The 24,303-nt window shown below is 56.6% G+C and carries 25 protein-coding genes; all 25 read left to right on the plus strand.

From position 1 onward, the window contains the following. The first annotated feature begins 2 nt into the window (after nucleotides 1-2). Nucleotides 3-1,391, plus strand: a complete 1,389-nt coding sequence (locus ACO6BQ_RS00675) for an aminopeptidase (RefSeq protein WP_489118673.1) — start codon at nucleotides 3-5, stop codon at nucleotides 1,389-1,391. 77 nt (nucleotides 1,392-1,468) lie between these two features. Further along, entirely contained in the window at nucleotides 1,469-2,665 is a 1,197-nt protein-coding gene (locus tag ACO6BQ_RS00680; RefSeq protein WP_489118675.1) for a pyridoxal phosphate-dependent aminotransferase, read from the plus strand. Nucleotides 2,666-2,872: 207 nt separating this feature from the next. After that, nucleotides 2,873-3,460 (plus strand): MotA/TolQ/ExbB proton channel family protein, encoded by a 588-nt coding sequence (locus ACO6BQ_RS00685; RefSeq protein ID WP_489118799.1) that lies wholly within the window; start codon nucleotides 2,873-2,875, stop codon nucleotides 3,458-3,460. Then, nucleotides 3,450-3,860: an ExbD/TolR family protein gene (locus ACO6BQ_RS00690; protein WP_006693508.1), complete on the plus strand. Its 411-nt coding sequence runs from the start codon at nucleotides 3,450-3,452 to the stop codon at nucleotides 3,858-3,860. Before ACO6BQ_RS00685 ends, ACO6BQ_RS00690 begins: the two co-directional genes overlap by 11 nt. Next, nucleotides 3,861-4,505: a TonB family protein gene (locus ACO6BQ_RS00695; RefSeq protein WP_489118678.1), complete on the plus strand. Its 645-nt coding sequence runs from the start codon at nucleotides 3,861-3,863 to the stop codon at nucleotides 4,503-4,505. 33 nt (nucleotides 4,506-4,538) lie between these two features. Further along, nucleotides 4,539-5,735 (plus strand): FTR1 family iron permease, encoded by a 1,197-nt coding sequence (locus ACO6BQ_RS00700; RefSeq protein ID WP_489118680.1) that lies wholly within the window; start codon nucleotides 4,539-4,541, stop codon nucleotides 5,733-5,735. Nucleotides 5,736-5,787: 52 nt separating this feature from the next. After that, nucleotides 5,788-6,357 carry an iron transporter gene (locus ACO6BQ_RS00705; protein ID WP_489118682.1) on the plus strand — a complete coding sequence of 190 codons (570 nt, stop codon included), beginning with the start codon at nucleotides 5,788-5,790 and terminating at the stop codon, nucleotides 6,355-6,357. Between the two features lie 121 nt (nucleotides 6,358-6,478). After that, the gene (locus ACO6BQ_RS00710) at nucleotides 6,479-7,744 is read left to right on the plus strand and encodes a Fe-S-containing protein (RefSeq protein WP_489118684.1); all 1,266 of its coding nucleotides are present in this window, start codon (nucleotides 6,479-6,481) and stop codon (nucleotides 7,742-7,744) included. Nucleotides 7,745-7,765: 21 nt separating this feature from the next. Further along, nucleotides 7,766-9,049, plus strand: a complete 1,284-nt coding sequence (locus tag ACO6BQ_RS00715; protein ID WP_009441807.1) for an ABC transporter permease — start codon at nucleotides 7,766-7,768, stop codon at nucleotides 9,047-9,049. 3 nt (nucleotides 9,050-9,052) lie between these two features. Beyond that, nucleotides 9,053-10,186, plus strand: a complete 1,134-nt coding sequence (locus ACO6BQ_RS00720; RefSeq protein WP_489118686.1) for an ABC transporter permease — start codon at nucleotides 9,053-9,055, stop codon at nucleotides 10,184-10,186. A gap of 13 nt (nucleotides 10,187-10,199) precedes the next feature. Next, a complete protein-coding gene (locus ACO6BQ_RS00725; RefSeq protein ID WP_021685770.1) occupies nucleotides 10,200-10,859 on the plus strand; it encodes an ABC transporter ATP-binding protein in 660 nt (219 codons plus the stop codon). Between the two features lie 2 nt (nucleotides 10,860-10,861). After that, complete coding sequence (locus ACO6BQ_RS00730; RefSeq protein ID WP_489118689.1) at nucleotides 10,862-11,332, plus strand: FMN-binding protein; 471 nt, start codon at nucleotides 10,862-10,864, stop codon at nucleotides 11,330-11,332. Nucleotides 11,333-11,433: 101 nt separating this feature from the next. Beyond that, on the plus strand, nucleotides 11,434-12,888 hold the full coding sequence (pepD, locus tag ACO6BQ_RS00735; RefSeq protein WP_489118691.1) for a beta-Ala-His dipeptidase: 1,455 nt from the start codon (nucleotides 11,434-11,436) through the stop codon (nucleotides 12,886-12,888). A 123-nt stretch (nucleotides 12,889-13,011) separates the two neighbouring features. After that, the gene (locus ACO6BQ_RS00740) at nucleotides 13,012-13,485 is read left to right on the plus strand and encodes a Fur family transcriptional regulator (RefSeq protein ID WP_489118693.1); all 474 of its coding nucleotides are present in this window, start codon (nucleotides 13,012-13,014) and stop codon (nucleotides 13,483-13,485) included. A gap of 5 nt (nucleotides 13,486-13,490) precedes the next feature. Beyond that, complete coding sequence (gene hemZ, locus ACO6BQ_RS00745; RefSeq protein WP_489118695.1) at nucleotides 13,491-14,996, plus strand: coproporphyrinogen dehydrogenase HemZ; 1,506 nt, start codon at nucleotides 13,491-13,493, stop codon at nucleotides 14,994-14,996. Beyond that, nucleotides 14,996-16,261 carry a histidine--tRNA ligase gene (hisS, locus tag ACO6BQ_RS00750; protein ID WP_489118696.1) on the plus strand — a complete coding sequence of 422 codons (1,266 nt, stop codon included), beginning with the start codon at nucleotides 14,996-14,998 and terminating at the stop codon, nucleotides 16,259-16,261. Before hemZ ends, hisS begins: the two co-directional genes overlap by 1 nt. A gap of 1 nt (nucleotide 16,262) precedes the next feature. Continuing rightward, a complete protein-coding gene (aspS, locus tag ACO6BQ_RS00755; RefSeq protein ID WP_489118697.1) occupies nucleotides 16,263-18,071 on the plus strand; it encodes an aspartate--tRNA ligase in 1,809 nt (602 codons plus the stop codon). Nucleotides 18,072-18,136: 65 nt separating this feature from the next. Next, the gene (locus ACO6BQ_RS00760) at nucleotides 18,137-18,862 is read left to right on the plus strand and encodes a WecB/TagA/CpsF family glycosyltransferase (protein ID WP_489118699.1); all 726 of its coding nucleotides are present in this window, start codon (nucleotides 18,137-18,139) and stop codon (nucleotides 18,860-18,862) included. A 257-nt stretch (nucleotides 18,863-19,119) separates the two neighbouring features. Then, nucleotides 19,120-19,752: a phosphatidylserine decarboxylase family protein gene (locus ACO6BQ_RS00765; RefSeq protein ID WP_489118701.1), complete on the plus strand. Its 633-nt coding sequence runs from the start codon at nucleotides 19,120-19,122 to the stop codon at nucleotides 19,750-19,752. Beyond that, entirely contained in the window at nucleotides 19,749-20,462 is a 714-nt protein-coding gene (pssA, locus tag ACO6BQ_RS00770) for a CDP-diacylglycerol--serine O-phosphatidyltransferase (RefSeq protein WP_489118703.1), read from the plus strand. The genes ACO6BQ_RS00765 and pssA overlap by 4 nt, the downstream gene beginning before the upstream one ends. Before the next feature lie 6 nt (nucleotides 20,463-20,468). Next, nucleotides 20,469-21,743: a glycosyltransferase family 2 protein gene (locus ACO6BQ_RS00775; protein WP_489118705.1), complete on the plus strand. Its 1,275-nt coding sequence runs from the start codon at nucleotides 20,469-20,471 to the stop codon at nucleotides 21,741-21,743. A 55-nt stretch (nucleotides 21,744-21,798) separates the two neighbouring features. Continuing rightward, the gene (gene queD, locus ACO6BQ_RS00780; protein WP_489118708.1) at nucleotides 21,799-22,179 is read left to right on the plus strand and encodes a 6-carboxytetrahydropterin synthase QueD; all 381 of its coding nucleotides are present in this window, start codon (nucleotides 21,799-21,801) and stop codon (nucleotides 22,177-22,179) included. A gap of 1 nt (nucleotide 22,180) precedes the next feature. After that, nucleotides 22,181-22,912 (plus strand): 7-carboxy-7-deazaguanine synthase QueE, encoded by a 732-nt coding sequence (locus ACO6BQ_RS00785; RefSeq protein ID WP_489118710.1) that lies wholly within the window; start codon nucleotides 22,181-22,183, stop codon nucleotides 22,910-22,912. A gap of 85 nt (nucleotides 22,913-22,997) precedes the next feature. Next, a complete protein-coding gene (locus ACO6BQ_RS00790) occupies nucleotides 22,998-23,819 on the plus strand; it encodes an amidohydrolase family protein (RefSeq protein WP_489118712.1) in 822 nt (273 codons plus the stop codon). Nucleotides 23,820-23,832: 13 nt separating this feature from the next. Beyond that, entirely contained in the window at nucleotides 23,833-24,303 is a 471-nt protein-coding gene (gene def, locus ACO6BQ_RS00795; protein WP_489118714.1) for a peptide deformylase, read from the plus strand.

The following is a 24,303-nucleotide window of genomic DNA, read 5'->3' on the forward strand; positions in this document are numbered from 1 at the left end:
TTATGAGTGACGATAAGAAGACCTCGATCTGGTCGAAATACACAATGGAGGAACGTGCCGCAGTCGATGTACTTGCGCACGGCTATATTGATTTCCTCTCGGACTGCAAGACGGAGCGCGAGAGCGTGACGGAGGCAGTGCGCCGCGCACGCGCAGCGGGCTACCGTGACCTTGCGGATGTCATCGCGAATGGGGAGACACTTGCGGCGGGGGACAAGGTCTACGCCGTCAATATGAAGAAGGCGATCGTACTCTTTCATATCGGGACGGAGCCGATGGAGCACGGCATGAACATCCTCGGCGCGCATATCGACACCTGCCGCCTTGATGTGAAGCAGAACCCTCTGTATGAGGACAATGGTCTGGCGTATTTTGACACGCACTACTACGGCGGCATCAAGAAGTATCAGTGGGTGACGATCCCGCTTGCACTTCACGGTGTTGTCGTGAAGAAAGACGGCACGGTTGTCGAGATCACCATCGGGGAGAAGGCGGACGACCCCGTCTTCTGCGTGACGGACCTCCTCGTACATCTCTCGCAGGAACAGCTTGAGAAAAAGGCATCAAAGGTCATCGAGGGGGAGAAGCTGGATGTGCTCATCGGCGGATATCCGCTGAAAAAAGACGAAAAGGAATCCGTCAAGGACGGGATTCTCGCGCTCCTCAAAGAGCATTATGACATTGCCGAGGAGGACTTCAACTCGGCGGAGCTGACGCTCGTTCCGGCGGGACGTGCACGCGAGCTCGGCTTTGACCGCAGCATGGTGCTCGGCTACGGGCAGGATGACCGCGTCTGCTCCTATACTGCACTTTGCTCTATGCTCGAGACGGAAGCGGTAAAGCGCACGGCGTGCTGTCTTCTCGTGGATAAGGAGGAGATCGGAAGCGTCGGCGCGACGGGGATGCAGTCGCGTTTCTTCGAGAACATGGTCGCAGAGGTGCTCTCTGCCTGCGGGCAGTATACGGAGATCGCCCTGCGCCGCACACTTGCACGCTCAAAGATGCTCTCCTCGGATGTGTCGAGCGCGTACGACGGGCTCTATGCGGATGCGTTCGAGAAGAAAAATGTCGCATATCTCGGGCGCGGCATGGTGTTCAACAAATTCACGGGTGCACGCGGCAAGTCCGGATCGAGCGATGCGAGTGCAGAGTACCTCGGCGAGCTGCGCCGCATGATGGACGAAAATGGCGTCAGCTATCAGCTCGCGGAACTTGGGCGCGTCGACCTCGGCGGCGGCGGCACGATTGCCTATATCATGGCACGTTACGGCATGGATGTCATCGACAACGGTGTTGCGGTGATGAGTATGCACGCACCGTGGGAGGTCACGAGCAAGGTTGACATCTACGAGATGAAGAAGGGCTATGACGTGTTCCTGCGGAATGCGTGAGGGATTGAAAATATTGTATGTCCCTGCCGTCAGATGGCGGCAGGGACATCATTTCTTTTAGGAAAGGGAGTACAGGTATGGTATCGGAACAGATGTATACTCTCGGTACAAAGAAATCCACGATTCGCACGATCTTTGAATACGGGCAGAAGCGTGCGGCGGAGGTCGGCGCGGAGAATGTCTTTGACTTCAGCCTCGGCAATCCGAGTGTGCCGACCCCCGACTTCATTCGGGACGCGGCGGTGGACATCCTGACACACAGCGACCCGATGGAGGTGCACGGCTACACGATTGCGCCCGGAAAACCGCAGGTCCGCGAGATCCTTGCTGCGGACCTAAAAAAGCGATTCGGCATGGAACTCTCGGGAAAAAATCTTTTTCTTACGGCGGGCGCGGCGGCATCCGTGACGATTGCGTTCAAGGCACTTGCGGAGCCGGGAGATGAGTTCGTCACGATTGCACCGTTCTTCCCCGAGTACCGTGTTTTTGTTGAGGCGTGTGGCGGGAAACTTGTCGTTGTGCCTGCAAAGACGGATGATTTTCAGATTGACTTTGCCGCACTTGAGACGGCAATCACGCCGCACACGAAAGCCGTTATCATCAACTCGCCGAATAATCCGAGCGGCGCGGTCTACCGTGAGACGACCATTCGTCAGCTTGCAGAACTCCTGCATGCAAAGGAGCAGACGTACGGGCACCCGATTTTTATCATCGCCGATGAGCCCTATCGTGAAATTGTCTATGATGGTCTGAGCGTTCCGTGCATTCCTCTGCTCTACGAGAACACAATTGTCTGCTACTCCTACAGCAAATCCTTCTCCCTGCCGGGCGAGCGCATCGGCTACATCGTTGTGCCGGACAGCGTTGCAGATTTTGCACGCGTCTACGGTGCGATGGCGGGCGCAGCGCGTGTCCTTACACACGTCAATGCACCCTCCCTCTGGCAGCTCGTCATTGCACGCTGTGCGGGAAAATCCGCAGATCTGAGCACATACGCACACAATGCAAGCCTACTCTACAACGGCCTGACGGCAGCGGGATTTGAATGTATGCGTCCACAGGGGACGTTCTATCTCTTCCCGAAGGCATTGGAGGAGGACGATGCGGCGTTCTGCGCACGCGCGCGGGAGTTCGATCTGCTCCTTGTACCGGGCGCGGACTTCGGCTGCCCTGGCTACTTCCGCGCAGCATACTGTGTACGCACGGCGATGATTGAACGCGCATTGCCGCATTTTCGGAAACTTGCAGAATCATATAATAAAATACATGAATGAAGTTCGATAATAACAATTTCGTTAAAATCTATATTGACAATCACTCTCCTCAGAGCTATACTTAATATCGATTTACACATTGCAAGGGTTATCATTATCGAATGATATACCACGAGTCTATCGGGAATTACGCGCGTTTTCGTGCGTTTGATAAGGAAGGTGTTCTTTTTGACCAGTGCTGAACTCTTTGAAAAAGGCGGACCGGTAATGTACCTGCTGCTCCTGTGCTCACTCACAGTGGCAGCGATTGCCATCGACCGTTTCTTGCTCTATCGACGTGCGTCGCAGGGGGCACGCGCACTTGAGGCGGATGTTGCCGCCGCGCTTCGCAAGAAGAAGCTGGATGAGGTAGCACCCGCCGTGAAGGGGAAGGACAACATGGTCGCCCACCTCGTACAGAGCGCGGTCGATGCGCGTGCGGCGGGGGAGGATGTCCCCATGACGCTGGAGGCGGCCTATGGTGAGGCGGCAATGCTTCTGCGCGCACGTCTCAACTATCTCTCGACGATCGTCACACTTGCTCCTCTGCTCGGGCTTCTGGGTACGATCTCCGGTATGATTCAGTCGTTCAGCGTGTTCAACCTGCAGGCGGGTCAGCCGATGGCGATTACAGGCGGCATCGGCGAGGCTCTGATTGCAACGGCAACGGGCCTTCTCGTCGCGATCTTTGCGCTTGTTGTGCACACCTACTATGCACAGCGCATGGACACGATGCTGACGCTGCTCGAAAAGACGATGAATACCATGCTTGCGGGCTTTGCCGCAAATGATGGAGGGCGTTCTCATGCGTCGTAACTTTCATGATGTGCGCGAACCGCTCGTCATGATTATCCCGATGATCGACATTATGCTCTTCCTGCTCGTCTTCTTCATGCTCAGTACGATGTATATGGTGAACGCGAGCACAGTGCAGGTCAGTCTCCCACAAGCGGCAAGCGCCAAGCAGGATACGCGTCCGCACATTGTCTCCATCACGGTGACAGAGGACGGCAAGGTTCTCTTCGACCGCGATGAGGAACCGACGCGGGAACTCACAGCGCGGGTCAAGACACAGCTCGAAGATGATCCCGATACGGTCTTTGTCGTACGCGGCGACCGCAAGGCAGACTATCAGTTTGTTGTCACCGTCTTTGACGCGCTCAAGGAGGCGGGGACGCGCCATGTGTCCATCGCAACGGAGACGGGAGGGGTCTGAGTGCAGTATCAGACACATTGGCGCCTCGCCTTTGTTCTCGCGTTCTTCTTTCACATCATTGCGTGGCTCTTTCTAACGATCCTGATTCCACACGTGTTCAAAGCACTTGAAGCACCTTCGCAGGAGGAGCCGATGGAGTGGGTCGAACTCGCGGATGATCCGGGGCCTCCCGAGGAGGAACAGGCAGAGGAACCTCCTCCGCCGCCACCGCCGCCGCCTGAACCGGAACAGGTCGAAGAAGAGCCTGCGGTAGTTGAGGCAGAGATCCCGGAGGAAGCCATCACGGAGATTCTGAAGGAAGTCGAGGAGACACCGGAAAAGGAAGAGCCGAAGGTGCTTACCTCGGACTCCGGCAAGCAGATCGGTCAGCCCGGCAAGATTCTCCATGCGGAGCAGCCGCCCTACGGTGTGATTGACTTCAAGGGGCGTATCGCCGTTTCAGCACATATTGGAGCGGATGGAAAGGTCATGTGGACGAAGATACAGATCTCGTCGGGCAATATGCTCTATGACCGCATGGCACGCCGTATTGTCGAGAAACAGTGGAAATTTGAACCTGCAAAGGATCGCAACGGACAGGCGATGGAATCCGATATGCAGTGTCCTGTTTATTTCAATATGAAACCCACGCGCAAGATTAAATAGCGCGTATGAGAAGGGGAGGAAACAAGCAATCTCATGAGAAAACTCTTTGCATTTATTGCGGCACTCGTTCTGTTCCTGCCTGCAGCATCCACGAATGCTGCGCAGACGTGGCAGCAGATCCACGACCATATTGCCGCTGAGATGAATAATGTCTACACGATCTACCAATCAGGCAATGCGGAGGGGGCAAAGGATGCCGTCAATGATATCTACTACGGTATCTATGAAAAGGACGGTCTGGAGAGTGCTGTGCGCAGCGGGATCTCCTCCAAGAGCGCGAACCTCACGGAGTACCAGTTCTACACACTGAAAAAGGCGATCCGCTCGGGTGCACCGCAGTCTGAGGTAGAAGCCGAGGGAAAAAAACTTCTCGACATGGTTCAGGCAGAAGTGACAACCCTTGAGACAGCGGGCGTGCAGTCGGGCGGTTGGGGCATGTTCCTGCAGGCGTTCCTGATCCTTCTGCGTGAGGGCGTTGAGGCGATCCTCGTGCTCGTCGGCATCATCGCCTACCTTGGGCGTGCCGGACATGAGAAGGAACTCTCCACGGTCTATAACTGGGCGATTGTAGGCGTTATTGCAAGCTTTATCTCAGCTTATCTCTTCGTTGAAGTTCTTGATAATACGGCGACGACGGGCTCCGGACGTGAGATCATCGAGGGCTGTACGGCACTCTTCGCCGTGCTTGTCCTCCTCGGCACATCTGCATGGATGGGCGGAAAGTCCAACGCGAAGGCGTGGAAATCCTACATTGACAAGCAGGTGAAGCTGACACTCTCGACGGGGAAATCACGTGCGCTCGGTTTTGCCGTATTCCTTGCCGTCTATCGTGAGGGTGCAGAGGTTATCCTCTTCTATCAGGCACTTTTCAACAACGCCATCGGCGATGTCGATATGATTTGGGGCGGCTTTGTCGCTGCTTGTGCTGCGCTTGCCCTGCTCTTCTTCCTCATGCAGCGTGGTGCGCTGCGCATCCCGATCGGTCCGTTCTTCAAGGTGACGAGCGCGTTCATGTTCATTCTCGCCGTTACGTTCCTTGGCGGCGGACTCAAGGAACTACAGGAGGCCGATGTGATCTCCACCTCGGTCATCGAGGCGGTTCCCGTGCCGAGCATCGACTTGCTCGGGCTTTATCCCACCTATGAAACCATTGTGCCGCAGATTCTGCTGATTGCAGCGGCGGTTGCGATGGTATCATATAGAAAACGCTCTGCTGCGGCAGAGGCGTGAGTTTTCCCCGCAAGAGGGAGCAGTGTTTCATCTTTGTAAGGAGGATTATCCCATGAAGAAATCCGGTCTCAGCATGCTCAAGAAGGCGCTTGCCGTTGGCGCCGTCGCATTCTCTACGTTTGCGATCAATGCGAATGTCAGCGAAGCTGCGTTCGAGGAGTTCCCGATCGGCGACGAGATTGAGGATACGACGAACCACTTCAAGGTTGCGCTCGTGTACTTCCAGCCGGTTACGATGGAGCCTGCCGGCATGAGCCTCCCGGCAGATCAGGCGGATATCCACATTGAGACGGATATCCATGCAACCGAGGGCAACGAGTGCGGCTTTGGTGTCGGCGAGTGGATTCCCTATCTGACGGTGCACTACAAGTTCACGAAGCGTGAGACGGGCGAGAGCCTCGAGGGCGTATTCATGCCGATGAGCGCAGACGACGGCCCGCACTACGGCGCGAATGTCAAGATGCTCGGCGCGGGCATCTATGACTGCGAGTTCTCGATCGACAGCCCCGCACGTCAGAACTACATGCTCCACACCGATAAGGAGACGGGCGTTCCGGGTCATCTCTGGACCGAGCCGGTCAAGATGAGCTGGGTGTTCAACTACGTTCCGCGTAAGTGGTAATTTCAGCTACTCCCGGACAATGACGGCGCGGGATTCCTGTGCCGCACACTGTCCTGCCGGAATTAGAATGGCTGCCGTCCTTCGGGGACGGCGGCTTTTCTAGTAGGAAAGGGTTATTACAATGTTACAGGCGTTTCTACAACAATTGGTACCGGCGCTCGAAGAGAGCATCAAGCTCGCCGTGCCGCTCGGTATTCTGCTTGCAATCATTCTGCCCCTGCCGAATCAAAGCATCCGCCATACGTTTGTGCGCGTTTTGAAATGGGGCTTTTTCCTCTCGCTCTTTATGACTGCCGTGCGTGTCGGCACAAAGTCCGCAGTCAACCGCGAGATCTTCGAGAGCATGGCAATCGGTGTCGATCTCGTGGGCGCGCTCGTTCTATGTACGATCCTCCTGCGCAGCCTGCACCGCGAATGGACGGCGGGGGAGGAACGCGTCTTCCGCCTTGGAACCGGGGCGCTCGCGCTTGGCATCTTCCTCTATCATGGGTTGGAGCTTTGGCTGATTCCTGTTGCTACGGTTCAGGTTGCGATGGGGGATTATTTCACACTGACCTTCTTCGTGAAGATGCTCGGCTTTTTCAGCGGGATCTTCCTCGGCTTCCTCTCAGGGTATCTGGCGTACCATGCGGCTGCAGCACTCAACCACGGACGTCTTGTTTTCGTCTTTACTGTGCAGATTGCGGCGACGGCCGTGCAGCAGGTTATATTTGTCATGACGGTCCTGATGGCGCGGCAGGTGTTCGGTGCAGAGAGCCTCATCTCTTTCATGGCATCGTTCATCGACAACCAGAACAAGATCATCTATGCGATTTACTTTGTGTCGATTCTCGTGCCTGTCACGCTCTTTCTGCAGCCGCGTCCCGAGCGTCCCGCTTGGGCAAATCCCGCGCAGTACCGCCAGCTGCTCGCTCGCGCGATTCGGCGCAAGCGCTGGGGATCGGGACTTCTTGCAATGCTCGTCTTGACAATCCTCATATCGAGCGTCGGCGGTTGGTATGCGAACAAGAAGGAATCTCTTGTGCCTGCTGTTGCAGTCAAGGCGGAGGACGGCCTTGTGCAGATTCCGCTCGAGGAGGTTTCGGACGGACATCTTCACCGTTATGCCTTCCGTGCCTCAGATGGGACGGAGGTGCGTGTCATCATCGTACAGAAGGGCGGCTCTGCATTCGGCGTGGGGCTTGATGCGTGTGAGATCTGCGGACCGACGGGGTATTTCGAGCGCGACGGACAGATCGTCTGCCGCCTCTGCGATGTCGTCATGAACAAGGCGACGATCGGCCTTCCCGGCGGGTGTAACCCGATCCCCGTGGAGTACCGCGTGGCAAACGGTGCGGTGCAGATCGCAGGGGATACGCTTGAAGCGGCGCGCATTCACTTCCGCTGACAGCATGAGAGGAGGAAAGCCATGTTTTGGCAAATGGTAAAAGGGGCGCTCATCCGTCAGCGCGGGAGGTTCATCCTCATCGCCCTGACGGTCGCCCTTGGCGTTTCGCTCGCGACTGCCATGCTGAATGTCATGTTCGACATCGGCGAGAAGGTCAATCAGGAGCTGAAGGCATTCGGTGCGAACATCACCGTAACACCGCGCAACTCAATGGTGCTCAAGGATCTTTACGGCGTGGAAACCACGAAGAGTACACATCGTGAATACCTCGAAGAATCGGATCTCGGCAATATCAAGACGATTTTTTGGACGAACAACATCGTTGCATTTGCGCCATCACTGACGACGAATATGACGCTTGCGGACGGTGAGACCGTTCCGCTCTTCGGCACGTGGTTTGAGCACACGCTCACGCTGCCGACGGATGAGGTCTACACCACAGGTGTGAAGTTCATGAAGTCGTGGTGGCACGTCGATGGTGACTGGGCGGACGATACGCAGACGGATCAGGTACTCGTGGGTACGAAGCTTGCACAGAAGCTCGGCGTGTCGGCGGGCAGTACACTCTCGTACAAGAAGCCGGACGGCTCGGATGGCACGCTGACGGTCACCGGCATCCTTTCGGGCGGCGGCGATGAGGAGAATCAGATTGTCGGCTCACTTGCTCTCGCGCAGAATCTTGCAAACGCTGCGGGGAAGATCGATCAGGTTGAGGTTAGTGCGATGACGACACCGGAGAATGATCTTGCGCGCAAGGCGGCAGAGAACCCGAAGTCGCTCTCACAGGCGGAGTATGACATCTGGTACTGCACCTCATATGTCGGCTCGATCGCCTATCAGATCGAGGAGGTCATGCAGAATGCGGCGGCGCATCCCGTGCGCCAGATCGCAGAGTCCGAGGGCAAGATTCTCGGCAAGACGCAGCTCCTTATGCTGCTGATTACGGTTTTGTCGCTGCTCTCCTCGAGCCTCGGTGTCAGCAATCTCATCAGTGCGAACATCATGGAGCGCAGCCGTGAGCTGGGACTTCTCAAGGCCCTCGGCGCGACGAATCTTGCGGTTGTGCTCTCCGTGCTTGCGGAGATCTTTATCGCGGGGATTATGGGCGGCATCCTCGGCTATGTCGTGGGGCTTGGCTTTGCGCAGCTCATCGGCGAGAATGTCTTTGGCTCGGGCATTGCGGTCAATCCGTATGTCATTCCGATCATTGCCGTGCTCATGTCGCTCGTGCTGATCATCGGGAGTGTGCCCGCGATCCGTATGCTTCTGTCGCTGCAGCCGGCAGAGGTTCTCTATGGCAGGTGATGAATGATGAATCGATATAAAATGTTCTTTATCATGGTCGCCAATTCCCTCTTGCGTCGGCGTGCACGTATGGCAATCGCTCTGCTCGCCGTCGCCATCGGGGCGACGATCATCTCGGGCATGATTACGGTCTACAAGGAAGTCCCCGAGCAGATGGGACGCGCGTTTCGCGCGTACGGGGCGAACCTTCTCATCCTGCCGGGCACGGACACGGGCATGATTCAGGAGAATTCGATTGCCGCTGTGCGTAAATCGCTCTCAGGCTATGAGATCGTCGGCATCACACCGTTCCTTTATGATACGCTTCTCATTAACCATCAGACGGTGATGGCGGGCGGCACGGACTTTGCCGTGCTGCAGGAGGTCAGCCCGTATTGGCAGATTCGCGGTGAATGGCCGACGGCAGGGGAGAAGGAGATCCTGCTCGGCGCGGAGTTCGCGGCGAAGCTGCGTGTGAACCCCGGCGATACAATCACCGTCTCGGGCGGTGAGGGCACGATTGTGAGCGATTACCGCGTGTCCGGCATTGTCCGCACGGGCGGGAACGAGGAAAACTTTGTCTTCGTTTCGCTGCCCAATCTGCAGGAGATGAAGGAGCGCCCCGGCGAGCTGAGCCTCGCACAGGTCTCCGTTGTCGCGGGGAAGGATGAGCTGACGCGTGCGGAGGAGAAGATCCGCACGGATGTGCCCGGCGTTGAGCCGCAGCTGGTCAAGCAGATCGCACAGTCCGAGGGGACGGTGCTCGGAAAGCTCCAAGCACTCGTGCTGATTGTTACCATCGTCGTTCTTGTTCTCACGCTTATCTGCGTCTCGACGACAATGATGGCAATTGTGACGGAGCGTCGCCGCGAGATCGGTCTCAAGAAGGCACTTGGCGCGGACAACCGCCACATTGTTGCGGAGTTCTTCGGCGAGGGTTGTCTGCTCGGTGCGCTTGGCGGCGTGCTCGGCTCGGGCTTTGGCTATCTCTTTGCCCAGAGTGTCAGCGTCAACGTGTTCGGGCGCGGCATCGAGTTCTCGGCGACAATTGTTGTCGTTGCACTCGTCATGTCCGTCTTTGTGACGGGGCTTGCATCGCTCCTGCCCGTGCGCATTGCGACGAATGTGGATCCCGCGATCATCCTGCGCGGCGAATGAGGAGGTATAACGAATGAGTCTGCTTGAACTGCGGCACGTTTCCAAGGCATACAATGAAAAGGTGCTTGCTCTGGACGATGTCAATCTCAAGGTTGAAAAAGGCGAATGGCTTGCGGTCATGGGGCCCTCCGGCTCGGGCAAGTCGACCCTCATGAATATCATTGGCTGCATGGACAGTGCGACGGGCGGAGAGGTCATCCTCGACGGCGAGGTGCTGACGGATGCGACGCCGGAGGAGCTGACGCGCTACCGCCGCGATAAGATCGGCATCGTCTTCCAGCAGTTCCACATGATCCCGTATCTCACGGCGGTCGAGAACATCATGGTTGCGCAGTATTACCACAGTATGCCCGACCGTGACGAGGCGATGGCGGCACTCGAGCGCGTCGGACTTGCTGACCGCGCGAGTCATCTGCCGAGCCAGCTCTCGGGCGGCGAGCAGCAGCGCGTCTGTATCGCGCGTGCCCTCATCAACTATCCCGTCCTCATCCTTGCAGATGAGCCGACGGGCAACCTCGACGAGCAGAACCAGAAGCTCGTCATGAAGATCTTCCATGAGCTGCACGATGAGGGGCATACGATCCTGACTGTTACCCACTCCGCCGAGGTCGGCGATGAGGCGCAGCGCTGCGTCATCATCGAGCACGGGCGTATGCGTGAAAGGACGGCATGAGCATGAAGAAAACAGTTCTGGGAGTCGCGGTGCTCCTCTCGATCGGCGTTATGATCGTCGGCTGCGGCGATGAGAAAAAGGAGGCGCCGAAGGATGCGGCAAAACCCGCTGCACAGGCGGTGTCCGTCGATCTGACGGGCGCGAAGGACGGCACGTTTGCGGCGGACAGTGCCAAGCATGACCAGCTTGGTTATTCGCACGTAGAGCTTACGATTGAAAGCGGTGCGATCACGAAGGTCGTCCACACGGGCTTTGACAAGGACGGCAAGCAGAAGGACGAGAACTACGGCGCGGATAAGCCCGAGGGCGTTCGCAAGAAGGCGCAGAATGCCTACAAGGCGATCAACTCCTATGCAAGCCAGCTTGAGAGCAAGAAAGATCTCGCGAAGGTCGACGCCATCGCGGGCGCAACCGTCAGCTACGACCAGTTTAACGAGGCGGTCGCAAAGGCGGTCGAAGCGGCGAAGAAGTAAATCGTATACGGATAAAATGGAAGTCGTTATACATCTTGTATGGCGACTTCTTTTTGTCTGTGGTACAATAGGGAAGATAGTTAGACTCAGGAGGCAATCATATGATAGACGATGCAAAATTATTGGAGACGGTCATTACCGAGTTTGAGGCACTGACGCACATTCCGCGTCCGTCGGGACATGAGAAAGCCGTCAGCGACTATCTGAAGAAACGATTTGAGGAGATTGGCTGCACGGTGACGCAGGACGAATCCCTGAACATCATTGCGGAACTTCCTGCAACGAAGGGCTGCGAGGCTGCGCCGCGCACGATCCTGCAGGGGCACATGGACATGGTCTGTGTCGCAAATCCGGGTGTGACTTACGATCCTCTGAACGATCCAATCAAAATGCTGCGCACGGAGGAGTCTCTGACGGCGGACGGTACGAGCCTCGGCGGTGACGACGGCATCGGTGTTGCAGAAATCCTCGCAGCAATGCAGTACACGGAGGAGCACGGCGCACTGCGCGCCATCATCACGGTCGATGAGGAGCAAGGGATGACGGGAGCGCGCCGTCTGGATGCGGCACATCTCGCGGAGGCGCGTTTTCTGATCAACTGTGACTCGGAAGATTATCATATCATGACGGTTGGCAGTGCGGGCAGTGTCAACCTTGACTTTTCACGTACGCTCTCGCGCAGGGAGTCGGAGCTGCCCGCCTACCGTATCGCGGTGGAGGGCCTGCTCGGCGGACATTCGGGGGAGCGCATCGGCGACGGGCGTGGCAACGCGATCCGCACGCTTGCCCTTGCACTGCAGGCACTTGAGGCACATGGTAAAATTGAGATTGTCACATTCACGGGCGGTACGGCACGCAACGCCATCCCTCCGACGGCAGAGGCGGTCATTCGGACAGGTATTAACGAGCGTGAGATTGTCAATGTACTGGTCGCGGAGGAGAAGCGTTTCCATGCGCTCTATGGCACGGCCGATCCCGGAATGAAGTTTGCATTTACTACGGTGGAGAATGCAGGGCGCGTCATCGGCGAAGCAGAGGAACGTGACCTCATCGACCTGCTCACGCTCCTGCGTACGGGCGTGCATGATATGTCGCATCTGCATGTGGATAAGGTGGAGACCTCGGCAAACCTCGGCGTCCTCCGTATGGACGAAAACGATGTGCACGTTCAGTTCTTCCCGCGCTCCTCGGTGAATGAGCGTCTGGACGAAATCATTGTGATGGCGCGGACGATGGCAGAGCGTACGAATTTCAACCTCACGGTGGGCTCGCAGTCGCCCGCATGGCGTGAGCGCGAGAACAGCGTCCTCGCGAAGCTCATGGGCGAGGTCTATGCCGCGCAGAATGGCGGTGCGGGGATGAAGATTGAGAGCATCCACGCAGGCCTTGAGACCAGCTGGCATGCAGCGAAGAATCCGGAGCTGGACATGGTGTCCATCGGCGTGACGACGACGGGCATTCACACACCCGCCGAGCGTGTCGAGGTCGCGACGATTGTGCCGGAGGCAAAACTGCTGATGGGAACCCTGCGCCGTATTGCACAGGAGAAGGAATAAACGGATATTCTCAATTAGTTTTTCATCTCTATAGAAAAAAGTTGTGGACTGTGCTATACTATTCTCATTGATTGTGATTATATATTGGAGAGTTATTATATAATAACATGCGGAGGGAAAAGTATGGCAGAGACCTATACGATGGAAGATCTGAAAAAACGTCTGCAGGCAACGCAGCGCAAGATGACGCCGCAACGTCAGATTGTTCTGCAGGTAATATTGGATCATCCGAGCGAGCATCTGAGCGCGGAGAAGATCTACGACATCCTGCGCGGCACGGAGTCGGAGATCGGGCTTGCGACGGTCTACCGCAGCCTTGAGATTCTGGTGTCACTCGGGATCCTGCAGAAGATCGAATTCGGCAAGGAGTTTGACAAGCGCAACAAGGGCTCGTACTCCTACGAGTTGAACCCGATTGATCCGAACCAGCACTTTCACCACCATCTTATCTGTACGGAGTGCAAGGAGATCTCGGAGTTCGAGGAGGATATGCTCGATCATCTGGAAGAGGATATCTTTAAGAAGACGGGCTTCAAGGTTGAGAATCATCAGGCGAAATTTTTCGGCGTCTGCAGGAAATGTCAGGAGAAGCAGTAAAAGGCGTGAAGGTTCGGTCGCTTACGATCAACAGCAGAGCCGAGGTCATAGTCAAAATTGTCCGCGAGGTATTGACGCTCTTCAAGGTGGAGATCGTCGGGCGGACTGGGGAGGCGGATTACGCCCAGCTATCGGTGGTGAACCGGCAGTCGGGCTGTGAGCCGCCTTCTGTCATGACCGAGGTTTTTCTTTTTGCGCATGATGGCGCGTGCGAAAAATTTTATTTTGTTTCAGATGGCAAGGAGGATGAAGTGCCGCGTGCCGCTGTTCATCGTGCCATCAAGCGGAATGTCTACGCATTCTTTCGCATACGCTTCGCTGTGCCGCCTGCGCCGTGGGGCATCCTCCACGGGGTGCGTCCGACGAAAATTGTGCATCGTTGGCTGCGCAGCGGCATGAGCTCCGAGGAAATTGTTGCGCGTCTCGGCGAGGACTACGATTGCAGTGCGGACAAAGCGCGTCTTATTACGGATGTTGCCGTGCGTCAGCTGCCGTTTCTCGCGCAGGGGGATGCGCGGACTGTGAGCATTTACGTCGGCATTCCGTTCTGTCTTTCGCGCTGCCTGTACTGCTCGTTTCCGTCGAATTTGCTTCCCTCGGAGAAGAAGCTGCGCGCCTTTATGGATGTGCTCGCGCGCGACCTCAATGCGGCGGCGGAGGATGTGCGTACTTTAGGGCTTACGGTGCAGAGCATTTACATCGGCGGAGGAACGCCGACCAGTCTTCCAAATGATTTTTTTGCCGAAATGCTCAAAATGGTATATAATGCGTTTTATGGATCGCATATCGCGGAGTTCACGGTAGAGGCAGGGCGTCCCGACAGCATGAGTGCGGAGAAGATTGCTGCGATGAAAGAGCACGCGGTAACGCGCGTGAGCGTCAATCCGCAGTCGATGCAGGTGGCGACGCTGGAACGCATCGGTCGTCACCACAGCCCCGAGGACATCGTGCGTATGGTGCATGAGATTCGCGCGGCAATGAACGTGCACATCAATATGGATGTGATCCTCGGGCTGCCGGGAGAAACAGCAGAGGATGTGGCGCGGACGATGGCGGCGGTGACGGCACTTGCGCCTGACGATATCACGCTCCATGCACTTGCTTTGAAGCGCGGCTCGAATCTTCGGCTGAAAATGGAGACGGAGCACGTCGAACTGCCGTCCGATGCGGAGACCAGGCGCATGAGTGAAGCTGCTGTATGCGCGGTGGAGGAGGCGGGCTATCGTCCGTACTATCTCTATCGGCAGGGCTATATGAGCGGCGATCTCGAGAACGTCGGCTATGCCCGCGCAGGTGCCGAGAGTATCTACAACATTCAGATTATGGAGGAGCACCAGACGATCATTGGCATCGGCGGTGCCGCCACGACGAAGGTGCTCGGTATTCGCACCGGCCGCATGCGCTCTGTATTCAACGCAAAAGATCTTGTGACCTATTTGCGCGATATTGATATCTACATTGAAAAACGCCGTGCGCTTCTGCACGCGGAATACGAGGAGGAAACACCCTGATGCTGACGAATGCGCCACGGGGGACAAAGGATATACTGCCCGATGCGGTGGGGGCGTGGACATATGTGGAGAATGTCATCCGCGAGCTCTGTGCCCGCTATGGCTATTATGAGATCCGCACGCCTGTCTTCGAGCACACGGAGCTCTTCCAGCGCGGCATCGGCGACGGCACGGATGTCGTGGACAAGGAGATGTATACCTTTACCGACCGTGGGGAGCGCAGTCTGACGCTGCGCCCGGAGAATACGGCATCCGCCGTGCGTGCCTACCTGCAGAACAAGCTCTATGCGGATGGAGGGCTGCAAAAGCTCTTCTACATCGGCTCGATGTTCCGCTATGACCGCCCGCAGGCGGGTCGTATGCGCGAGTTTCACCAGTTCGGTGTGGAGGCAATCGGTGGGGAGAGCCCTGCTGTGGATGCCGAGGCGATTCTCCTCGCGTACGATTTTCTCACGGCACTGGGTCTTACGGGGTTGACGCTGAAGCTGAATTCGGTCGGCTGTCCGACCTGCCGTCCCGTCTATCGGGAGCGTCTGCAGGCGTATTTCAAGGAGCATCTGGCGTCGCTCTGCGATGACTGCCAAAGTCGTTATACCGTGAGACCCATGCGGATTCTCGACTGCAAGGCGGATGCGGAGCAGCCGTTTATGACGGAAGCACCTGCGATTACGGACTGCCTCTGCGAGGAATGTTCCTCACATTTTGAGGCGGTGCAGAATCATCTGCGGGCGGCCGGCGTATCCTATGAACTCGATTCGCGTCTCGTGCGCGGGCTCGACTATTACACGCGGACGGCGTTCGAGATCGCCTATCCGCCCCTCGGTGCACAGAGTGCCGTTGCGGGCGGTGGACGCTATGACGGTCTTGTCGAGGAGCTCGGCGGGAATCCGACACCTGCGGTCGGATTTGCGGCAGGGCTTGAGCGCGTTCTGCTCGCGCTCGAACAGCAGAATCTTCTGCCCGAGCGTCCCCCTGCGGCGGATGTGTTTCTCATCGCACTCGGGGAGGCTGCGGCAGCGGCTGCGTTTCCGTTACTGCACGAACTGCGGCAGGGCGGTGTGCGTGCACTGATGGACTATGCGGGGCGCAGCATGAAGGCGCAGATGAAGCAGGCGAACAAGTCCGGTGCGGGCTATGCCGTCATTCTCGGCGAGGACGAGCTTGCAAGGCATGAGGCAGTCGTGCGAAACATGGCTGAGAGTACGCAGGAGACATATACTCTTGAAGATATGGTAAAACGATTGATTTCTGAGGTGAAGGGCTGAGATGGAAACGATGCAGGGACTTAAACGGACACATGACTGCGGCACGCTCCGCAAGGAGCAGGTCGGCGGAGAGGTAACGCTGTGCGGCTGGGTGTCGCGCCGCCGTGACCATGGCGGGCTGATCTTTGTCGATATGCGCGACCGCTCGGGATTTGTGCAGATCGTCTTTGACGAGGCAGCGATGGCAGCGGGGACGTTCCACGAGGCGGAGACGCTGCGCTCGGAGTTCGTCATCTGTGTGCGCGGTGCGGTGCGCGCTCGCAGCGCGGAGACGGTGAACCCGAACATGGAGACGGGTGAGATTGAGGTCGTTGTCAATGAGCTGCGGATTCTGAACAAGGCGAAGACACCGCCGTTCTACATTCAGGACGGCATTGACGTGGATGAGATGATCCGTCTGCGCTATCGCTATCTCGACCTGCGCCGTCCCGAGATGCAGGCGAATATCATGCTGCGCCACCGCGTGACGAAAATCATGCGCGATTTCTTCGATCGGAACGGCTTCCTTGAGATCGAGACCCCGATGCTCTGCAAGAGCACGCCCGAGGGCGCACGTGACTTCCTCGTGCCGAGCCGCCTCAATGCGGGCGAGTTCTACGCATTGCCGCAGTCGCCGCAGATCTTCAAGCAGCTCCTCATGGTTTCGGGCTTCGAGAAGTATTTCCAGATTGTACGCTGTTTCCGCGATGAGGATCTGCGTGCCGACCGTCAGCCCGAGTTCACGCAGCTCGATATTGAGATGTCCTTTATGGATCAGGACTCCATCCTCACGCTGATGGAGGAGATGGTAAAGGAGCTCTTCGAGAAGAGCATGGGCATCAAGGTTGAAACACCGTTCCGCCGCATGGGCTGGGACGAGGCGATGGAGCGTTTCGGCTCAGACAAGCCCGATCTGCGCTTTGGCATGGAGCTGCAGGACATCACGGACTACGTCGGCGGATCGGAGTTCAAGGTCTTCAACGCCGTCATGGAGGCGGGTGGACGCGTCAAGGTCATCAATGTCGAGGGCTATGCGAACATCCCGCGCCGTGAGCTCGATGAGCTCGTGCTGTATGTGCAGAACTACGGTGCGAAGGGGCTTGCGTGGATTCAGTACACAGAGGAGGGTGTAAAGTCGCCCTTCAAGAAGTTCTATTCGGATGAGACGTTCGAGACGATCAAGAACGCTGTTGGGGCAAAGACGGGTGACCTCCTGCTCGTTGTCGCCGACCAGCCCGCCGTCGTGGCACAGGCACTCGGCGAACTGCGCCTTGAGATGGGCCGCCGCCGCAATCTGATGAATCCCGATGAACTGTCCTTCCTCTGGGTCGTGGACTTCCCGATGTTTGAGTACAGTGTGGAGGAGAAGCGCTACAAGGCGATGCACCATCCGTTCACCGCACCGCGCGACGAGGACATTCCGCTGCTCACGACCGATCCCGGGCGTGTCAAGGCGAATGCCTATGACATGGTGCTGAACGGGGTCGAGATCGGCGGCGGCAGCCTGCGTATCTATCGCAGCGATCTGCAGGAGCAGGTCTTTGAGACGCTCGGCTTTGCACCGGAGGAGGCGCGTGAGCGTTTCGGCTTTATGATGAATGCATTCGAGTACGGCACGCCGCCGCATGGCGGACTTGCGTTCGGTCTGGATCGCCTCGTCATGATTATGGCGAAACGCCGCAGTATCCGCGATGTCATTCCGTTCCCGAAGACGCAGAGTGCGTCGGATGTCATGTGCGAAGCACCGTCGCCGGTCGACGAGAAGCAGCTGCGTGAGCTCTATATCCGTACGGCTGTGCCGAAGAAAAAGGCGGATAATGCCGCGCAGTAACGAGTAAAAATAGAGGGCGTCCGGAGAGAGACGCTCTCTTTTCACGATGTGGGAGGGGAATGCCCTTGAGCGAGCGTGTCAATATACTGGGCGTGCATGTCGATGCGGTCACGATGACGGAGGCGGTTGCCGCCGTGCGTTCCTATATGGACGAGCGTGCGGGTGTGATGATTGCCACGGCGAACGCGGAGATGATTATGCGTGCGACGCATGACCCCGAACTGTGCGACATCCTCAATGCTGCGGCACTCGTCGTGGCGGACGGGGCGGGGACGGTCTGGGCGGCGCGCCACCTCGGGCATCGGATGCCCGAGCGTGTGGCGGGCTATGATCTCGCGCAGGAACTGCTGCGTGCGGCACCCTCAGAGAGGCGGCGCGTCTACTTCTTCGGCTCTGCGCCCGGCGTTGCGGAGAAGGCAAAGGCAAAGGCAGAGAAGCTGTACCCCGGCATCGAGATTGTTGGTGTGCGCGATGGCTATTTCAAGCCGGAGGACAATGCGGCAATCATCGAGGAGATCAAGGCGGCGAAGCCTGACCTCCTGCTTGTGGCACTTGGCGTGCCGAAGCAGGAGAAGTGGATTGCCTCACATCTGGCGGAGCTTGGCGTGCCCGTTGCCATCGGTGTCGGCGGGACGCTCGACGTGATGGCGGGCGTGATGAAGCGCGCGCCGCGCTGGATGCAGAAGGCGAAGCTCGAATGGCTCTTTCGCGGGATGCTTCAGCCGAAGCGTGCGGGGCGATTGCTTGCTCTGCCGAAATTCGTGCTGAAGGTACACGCCTCGCGAAAATAAAAGCCGTATCTGTGGACAAAGAATAGGCTTTCCATTATAATTGATGCAAGTGTAACACGCCTATGTACTCCTCGCAAACACCTCGTTACGCAAACGGTCGTACACTTATCTGCCTAAATACCTGCGGATTCCAAACGCGCTTCGCTTGAACGAATAAAATCCGCAGGGGGCAGAACGTGTACTTTTCCCGTTTGCTTCACTAGGGTTTGCTTAGGAGTACAATCTGGCTCAGAATTTTTATAAGGAGGCGGATGCGCATGGTCATTGTAAGCGAGGGCTATAAGTTTATCGGCGCGGCGCTTATTTTGGCTGTTATTCTCGGATTTTTTGCACATCCGTACGCGGCGATTCCATTTGTCGTGCTCGCGTGCTACTTCGCATATTTCTTCCGCAGTCCTGCGCGTGAGATTGTGCAGGATATGAACCACATTCTCTCACCTGCGGATGGAACGGTCACGGAGATCTCATCCGTCGGGATGGACGACTTCGTGGGGGAGAAGTGCAATAAGATCGTCATCTTTATGTCGGTGTTCAATGTCCATGTCAACCGCAGCCCCATCAATGGCGAGATCAAGCTGCAGCGATACTACTGCGGACGTTTTCAGCCTGCGTATAAGGACGAGGTCGGCTTTGAGAACGAGCACCACCTGATCGGCATTGACCGCGGCGATCTGCGCATCACGGTGAAGCAGATTGCGGGCATTCTTGCGCGCCGCATCGTTTCGTGGGTGACGCTCGACGACAAGCTTAGACAGGGGGATATCTACGGCATGATCCGTTTCGGCTCGTGCCTTGAGATCGTCATGCCCGAGCGCGCAGCGATCTTGGTGCAAAAGGGCGAAAAGGTGCAGGGCGGCAAGACCGTTCTGGGGAGGCTCGAAAGCGAATGAATTACAGACGGTTTCTGCCGAATCTGTGTACGGCAATGAATCTTGTCTTTGGTATGTGCTCGATTCTTTCGACGGTTGAGGGACATCTTGACTGGGGCGCAATTTTCATCTTTTGCGCGCTCATCGCAGATGGTCTGGACGGGCGTATTGCACGCGCGTTCGGCGTGTCCAGCGAATTCGGAAAGGAAATGGACTCGCTCTGTGACCTCGGCTCGTTTGGCGTTGCGCCCGCGATCCTTGCATGGACGCTTGCCCTGCATAACTATGGTTTTCTCGGCATCGCCGTAACGATCTTTTTCGCTGTCTGCGGCATGTGGCGGCTGACGCGTTTTAACGTGAATGCGAGTGTTGTGCACGGCTACTTTATGGGGCTTGCGATTCCGGCGGGCGGCAATCTCGTCGCCATGTCGACGTGGCTCTTTCTCGAGCTCAAGGTCGATCCGACCTCGTTCGGACTGGTCTACCCGATCGCCGTTGCTGTGACTGCATATCTGATGGTCAGTCATGTGCACTATCCTGATTTCAAGGGGGGCGGAGAGAAAATCTATATGGTCTCCAAAATTTTTGCGCTTCTCATATTCGTTGCAATCCTCTATTTCGGCAGCGCAGCGATCCTGCCCTCTGTCTTTGCCGGCATCTTTGCGACCTATGCACTCTTTGGGATTGTTAATCATGCGATTGCCGTTATGGCGCGTGCAAAGGAAGGCTGAACCCACATGACTGAGTTCGTTCAATTTGTTTCGCACTATCTTCCGGCACATATCTTCGACATCATTATGGTGCCGATGCAGATTATTCTTCTACTTTTTACCCTCTATTTCTTTTGTATCGGCTTCTGCTGTCTCTGGCGGCGGAGGGAGCAGAAGATCCTGACCCCCGAAAAGACGTTTGCCGTTGTGGTTGCCGCACACAATGAAGCGGCGGTCATCGGTCAGCTGATCGAGAATCTGAACCGTCTCGACTATCCTAAGGAGCTGTATGACATCTATGTCATCGCAGACAACTGTACGGATGAAACGGCAGAGATTGCGGGCAAGCACGGTGCAATCGTGTGTGTGCGTACACATGCGACGAAAAAAAGTAAAGGCTTTGCCCTCGAATGGATGTTTGAACGTCTCTTCGAGATGGACAAGGAATATGATGCGATTGCGATCTTCGACGCAGACAACCTCGTTCATCCGAATTTTCTCAAGGAGATGAATAATCGCCTGCTCAAGGGCGACAAGGTCATTCAGGGGTTTCTCGATGCGAAGAACCCTTACGACACCTGGGTTGCGGGGACGTTTGCAATTGCGTTCTGGGTCATTGACCACATCTCCCATCTCGCCAAGACGAACATCGGGCTCTCGGCGTGTCTTGGCGGCACGGGCATGTGCATTACGACAGATGTGTTGAAACGGCACGGTTGGCGTGCGACCTGTCTCACGGAGGACATGGAGTTCACGATGAAGCTGCTCGCGGAGGGCATCAAGACGACATGGGCACATGATGCCATCGTCTATGATGAAAAGCCGCTGACGTTCAAGCAGGCGTGGAATCAGCGCCGCCGCTGGGCACAGGGGCAGTTTGACGTGGCGCACCGTTTCATCCCGACGATGATCCGCGAGGGCTGGAAGCGTCGCGACATCCGCATCTGGGACGGCTGCATCTATCTGCTGCAGCCACATTTCCTGATGATGTCGACGTTCTTCATCATCATCAGCTATGTGCAGCTGGCATTCCCGCCGTTCTATACGAGCATCTATAAGTTCCTGCCGTCGCAGCTCATGACCGCGATTATGATCGGGCAGTACGTCCTGCCCATGATTATCCTCATCAAGGTGCGTGCGAAGCTGAAGGCATGGTTTTATCTGCTGCTCTACCCGGTGTTCATCTATTCGTGGATTCCGATCATCTTCCTCGGATTCATCCACCGCAACGAGCACGAGTGGAGCCATACGAAGCATACGCGCGCCATGAGCATGGATGAGGTCATGAGCGACGTGAAATAACAAAGGGGCTGCTGCATGAGTGCAGCAGTCTCTTTTCAATAAAAGGAGAACAATTATGTATACATTATGCGTCGAGGGCGCATTCGAGGCCGCGCACCGTGTCGTGAACTATCCAGGCAAATGCGACCGCCTGCATGGGCACAACTGGGTGGTTGAGGCAACGTTTCAGGGAACGCAGCTCGATGAACTCGGAATGCTGATCGACTTCAAGATTGCGAAAAAGGCACTTGCCGAAATATTGGACGAGTTCGATCACTACTATCTGAACGATCTTCCTCCGTTTCACGATGGGGTGAATCCAACGGCAGAAAATCTGGCACGCATCATCTTCGAGCGGCTTGCGGCATGTGAGGCGGTTGTGGCATCCCCTGCGGAGCTGACCGCGCTGACCGTCTGGGAGTCGCCGAAGTCCTCTGTCACTTATACGAAGGACTGATATGCGCGAGAACATCATCGAAATCTTTTCCTCCATACAGGGGGAGGGGAAATACGTCGGCTGCCGTCAGATTTTCGTGCGGCTTGAGGGCTGCAACCTCGACTGTACCTACTGTGACACGGAGAACGAGATCGGAGGTCATGCGCACTGCATGGTCGAGGAGCGGGTGGGTACGCATGAGCTCGTCCCATACGAAAATCCTCTTTCGGTGGAGCAGGTAGCGGAGATTGTCACGCGTCTTACAGGGGATGTCCCGCATCACTCGCTCAGCATTACGGGCGGGGAGCCGCTGCTTCATGTTTCCTTTATCAAGGAGCTTGCCGCACATATCGAACTGCCCGTTTTCCTGGAAACAAATGGAACGCTCGACAGAGCTCTTGCAGAGTGCATCGACTGTATTTCACACATCAGCATGGATCTGAAACTGCCCGATGTCCTGTCTGCGCCTGTCTGGGATGCGCACGCACGCTTTCTTGAAGTTGCACGCGCAGTGGATGTCTATGTCAAGGTTGTCGTCGCGGCAGAGACGCGCGCAGAGGATGTGGAGCGTGCGGCGCACCTCGTTGCCGACATCGCACCCGCGACACTCCTCATTCTCCAACCCGTTACGCCCTACGGCGGCTGTACTGCACCTACACCCGCACGACTCCTCGAGCTCCAATGCATCGCCCTCCGCCATCTGTCCGACGTCCGCATCATCCCGCAGACCCATCGGATGATGGATTTGCTGTGAAACATTGTCTCATTTATCACGAAAAACTATTGACGAATATGGTAAACTAAACGGATAGTTAATTGTTTTTAGAAAGCGAATATACATGAAGATCATTGATGCCCACCTGCACTTTGGCAGAGGGGAGTATTTTGATACGGTGGCGCGGGCAGCGGGGCACGAGAATACGGAGGAGGCTCTGCGCCGCGACTTTCGTGCGTCGAACATTGTCCACGGGATTGTGATGGGCAATCTGCCTGTGGAGGAGACGAGTCCGAACTATCCCGATATCTTTCATTACTGTGTGGGTATCGGGGGCGACGGCGTGACAGAGATCGCGGAGGGGCGCATCGAAAAACTTTTGCCCGCACTCGAACAGCACCTAAAAAGCGAGCAATGCGTCGGCATCAAGCTCTATCCGGGCTATCATTATTTCTATATCTATGATGATATGCTTGCGCCCGTCTACGAGCTTGCCACACAGTACAAGAAGCCCGTCGCTGTGCATACGGGGCTGACGGCGACGGAGAAGGCACTGCTCAAGTACGCCCATCCAAATGTGATGGATGAAGCGGCGACGAAGTTCCGTGATGTGCATTTTGTCATGTGTCATTTTGGCGAACCGTATTTCACGGACGCGGTCGCCGTGATGGAGAAAAATCCGAATGTGAGTGCCGATCTCTCGGGGATGCTTGCGGGTAAAATTCAGGATTTTGAGCTATTCTGTACGCGCAAGAAGTTCTACGTCGAGCAGCTGCGCGGATGGCTCGCTTATCTCAATGCCTATGACCGTCTCATGTTCGGGACGGACTGGCCGCTTGCGAATTTTGACGATTACATTGCGTTCACGAAGCTGCTCATTCCCGAGGAGCATTGGAATGCGGTGTTCTATGACAATGCTGTGCGGATTTATCATCTGCACTTATAAACGAGGAAAATCTATGGCAATACTGGAAATCAAAAAGGCGGGCGATCCCGTCCTAAAACAGGTGGCAGAACCGATTGAGCGGCTTACAAAGCGGCATCGGCAGCTGCTTGACGATATGGCGGAGACGATGTACTCCGCCGATGGCGTGGGGCTTGCCGCGCCGCAGGTGGGGAAATCCCTCCGCATCGTGGTGATCGACGTGCAGGACGAGCACGGGCTATTGGAGCTTGTGAATCCCGTTATCACGATGCGTGAGGGCACGGTAGTGGACTCGGAGGGCTGTCTCTCGGTGCCGCAGGTCTATGGTGATGTGGAGCGTGCGGAGCGGGTGACGGTGGAGTATACGGATCGGCGCAGCCGGCAGCGGTCTCTGACGGCGGATGGGCTTTTGGCGCGCTGTATTCAGCACGAGTGCGACCACCTCGACGGCAGGCTCTTTATCGACATCGCTGTGAGTCTGCGCAAGGCGGAGGAAAAGGAGTGA

It is taken from the genome of Centipeda sp. (in: firmicutes) (assembly GCF_057271695.1).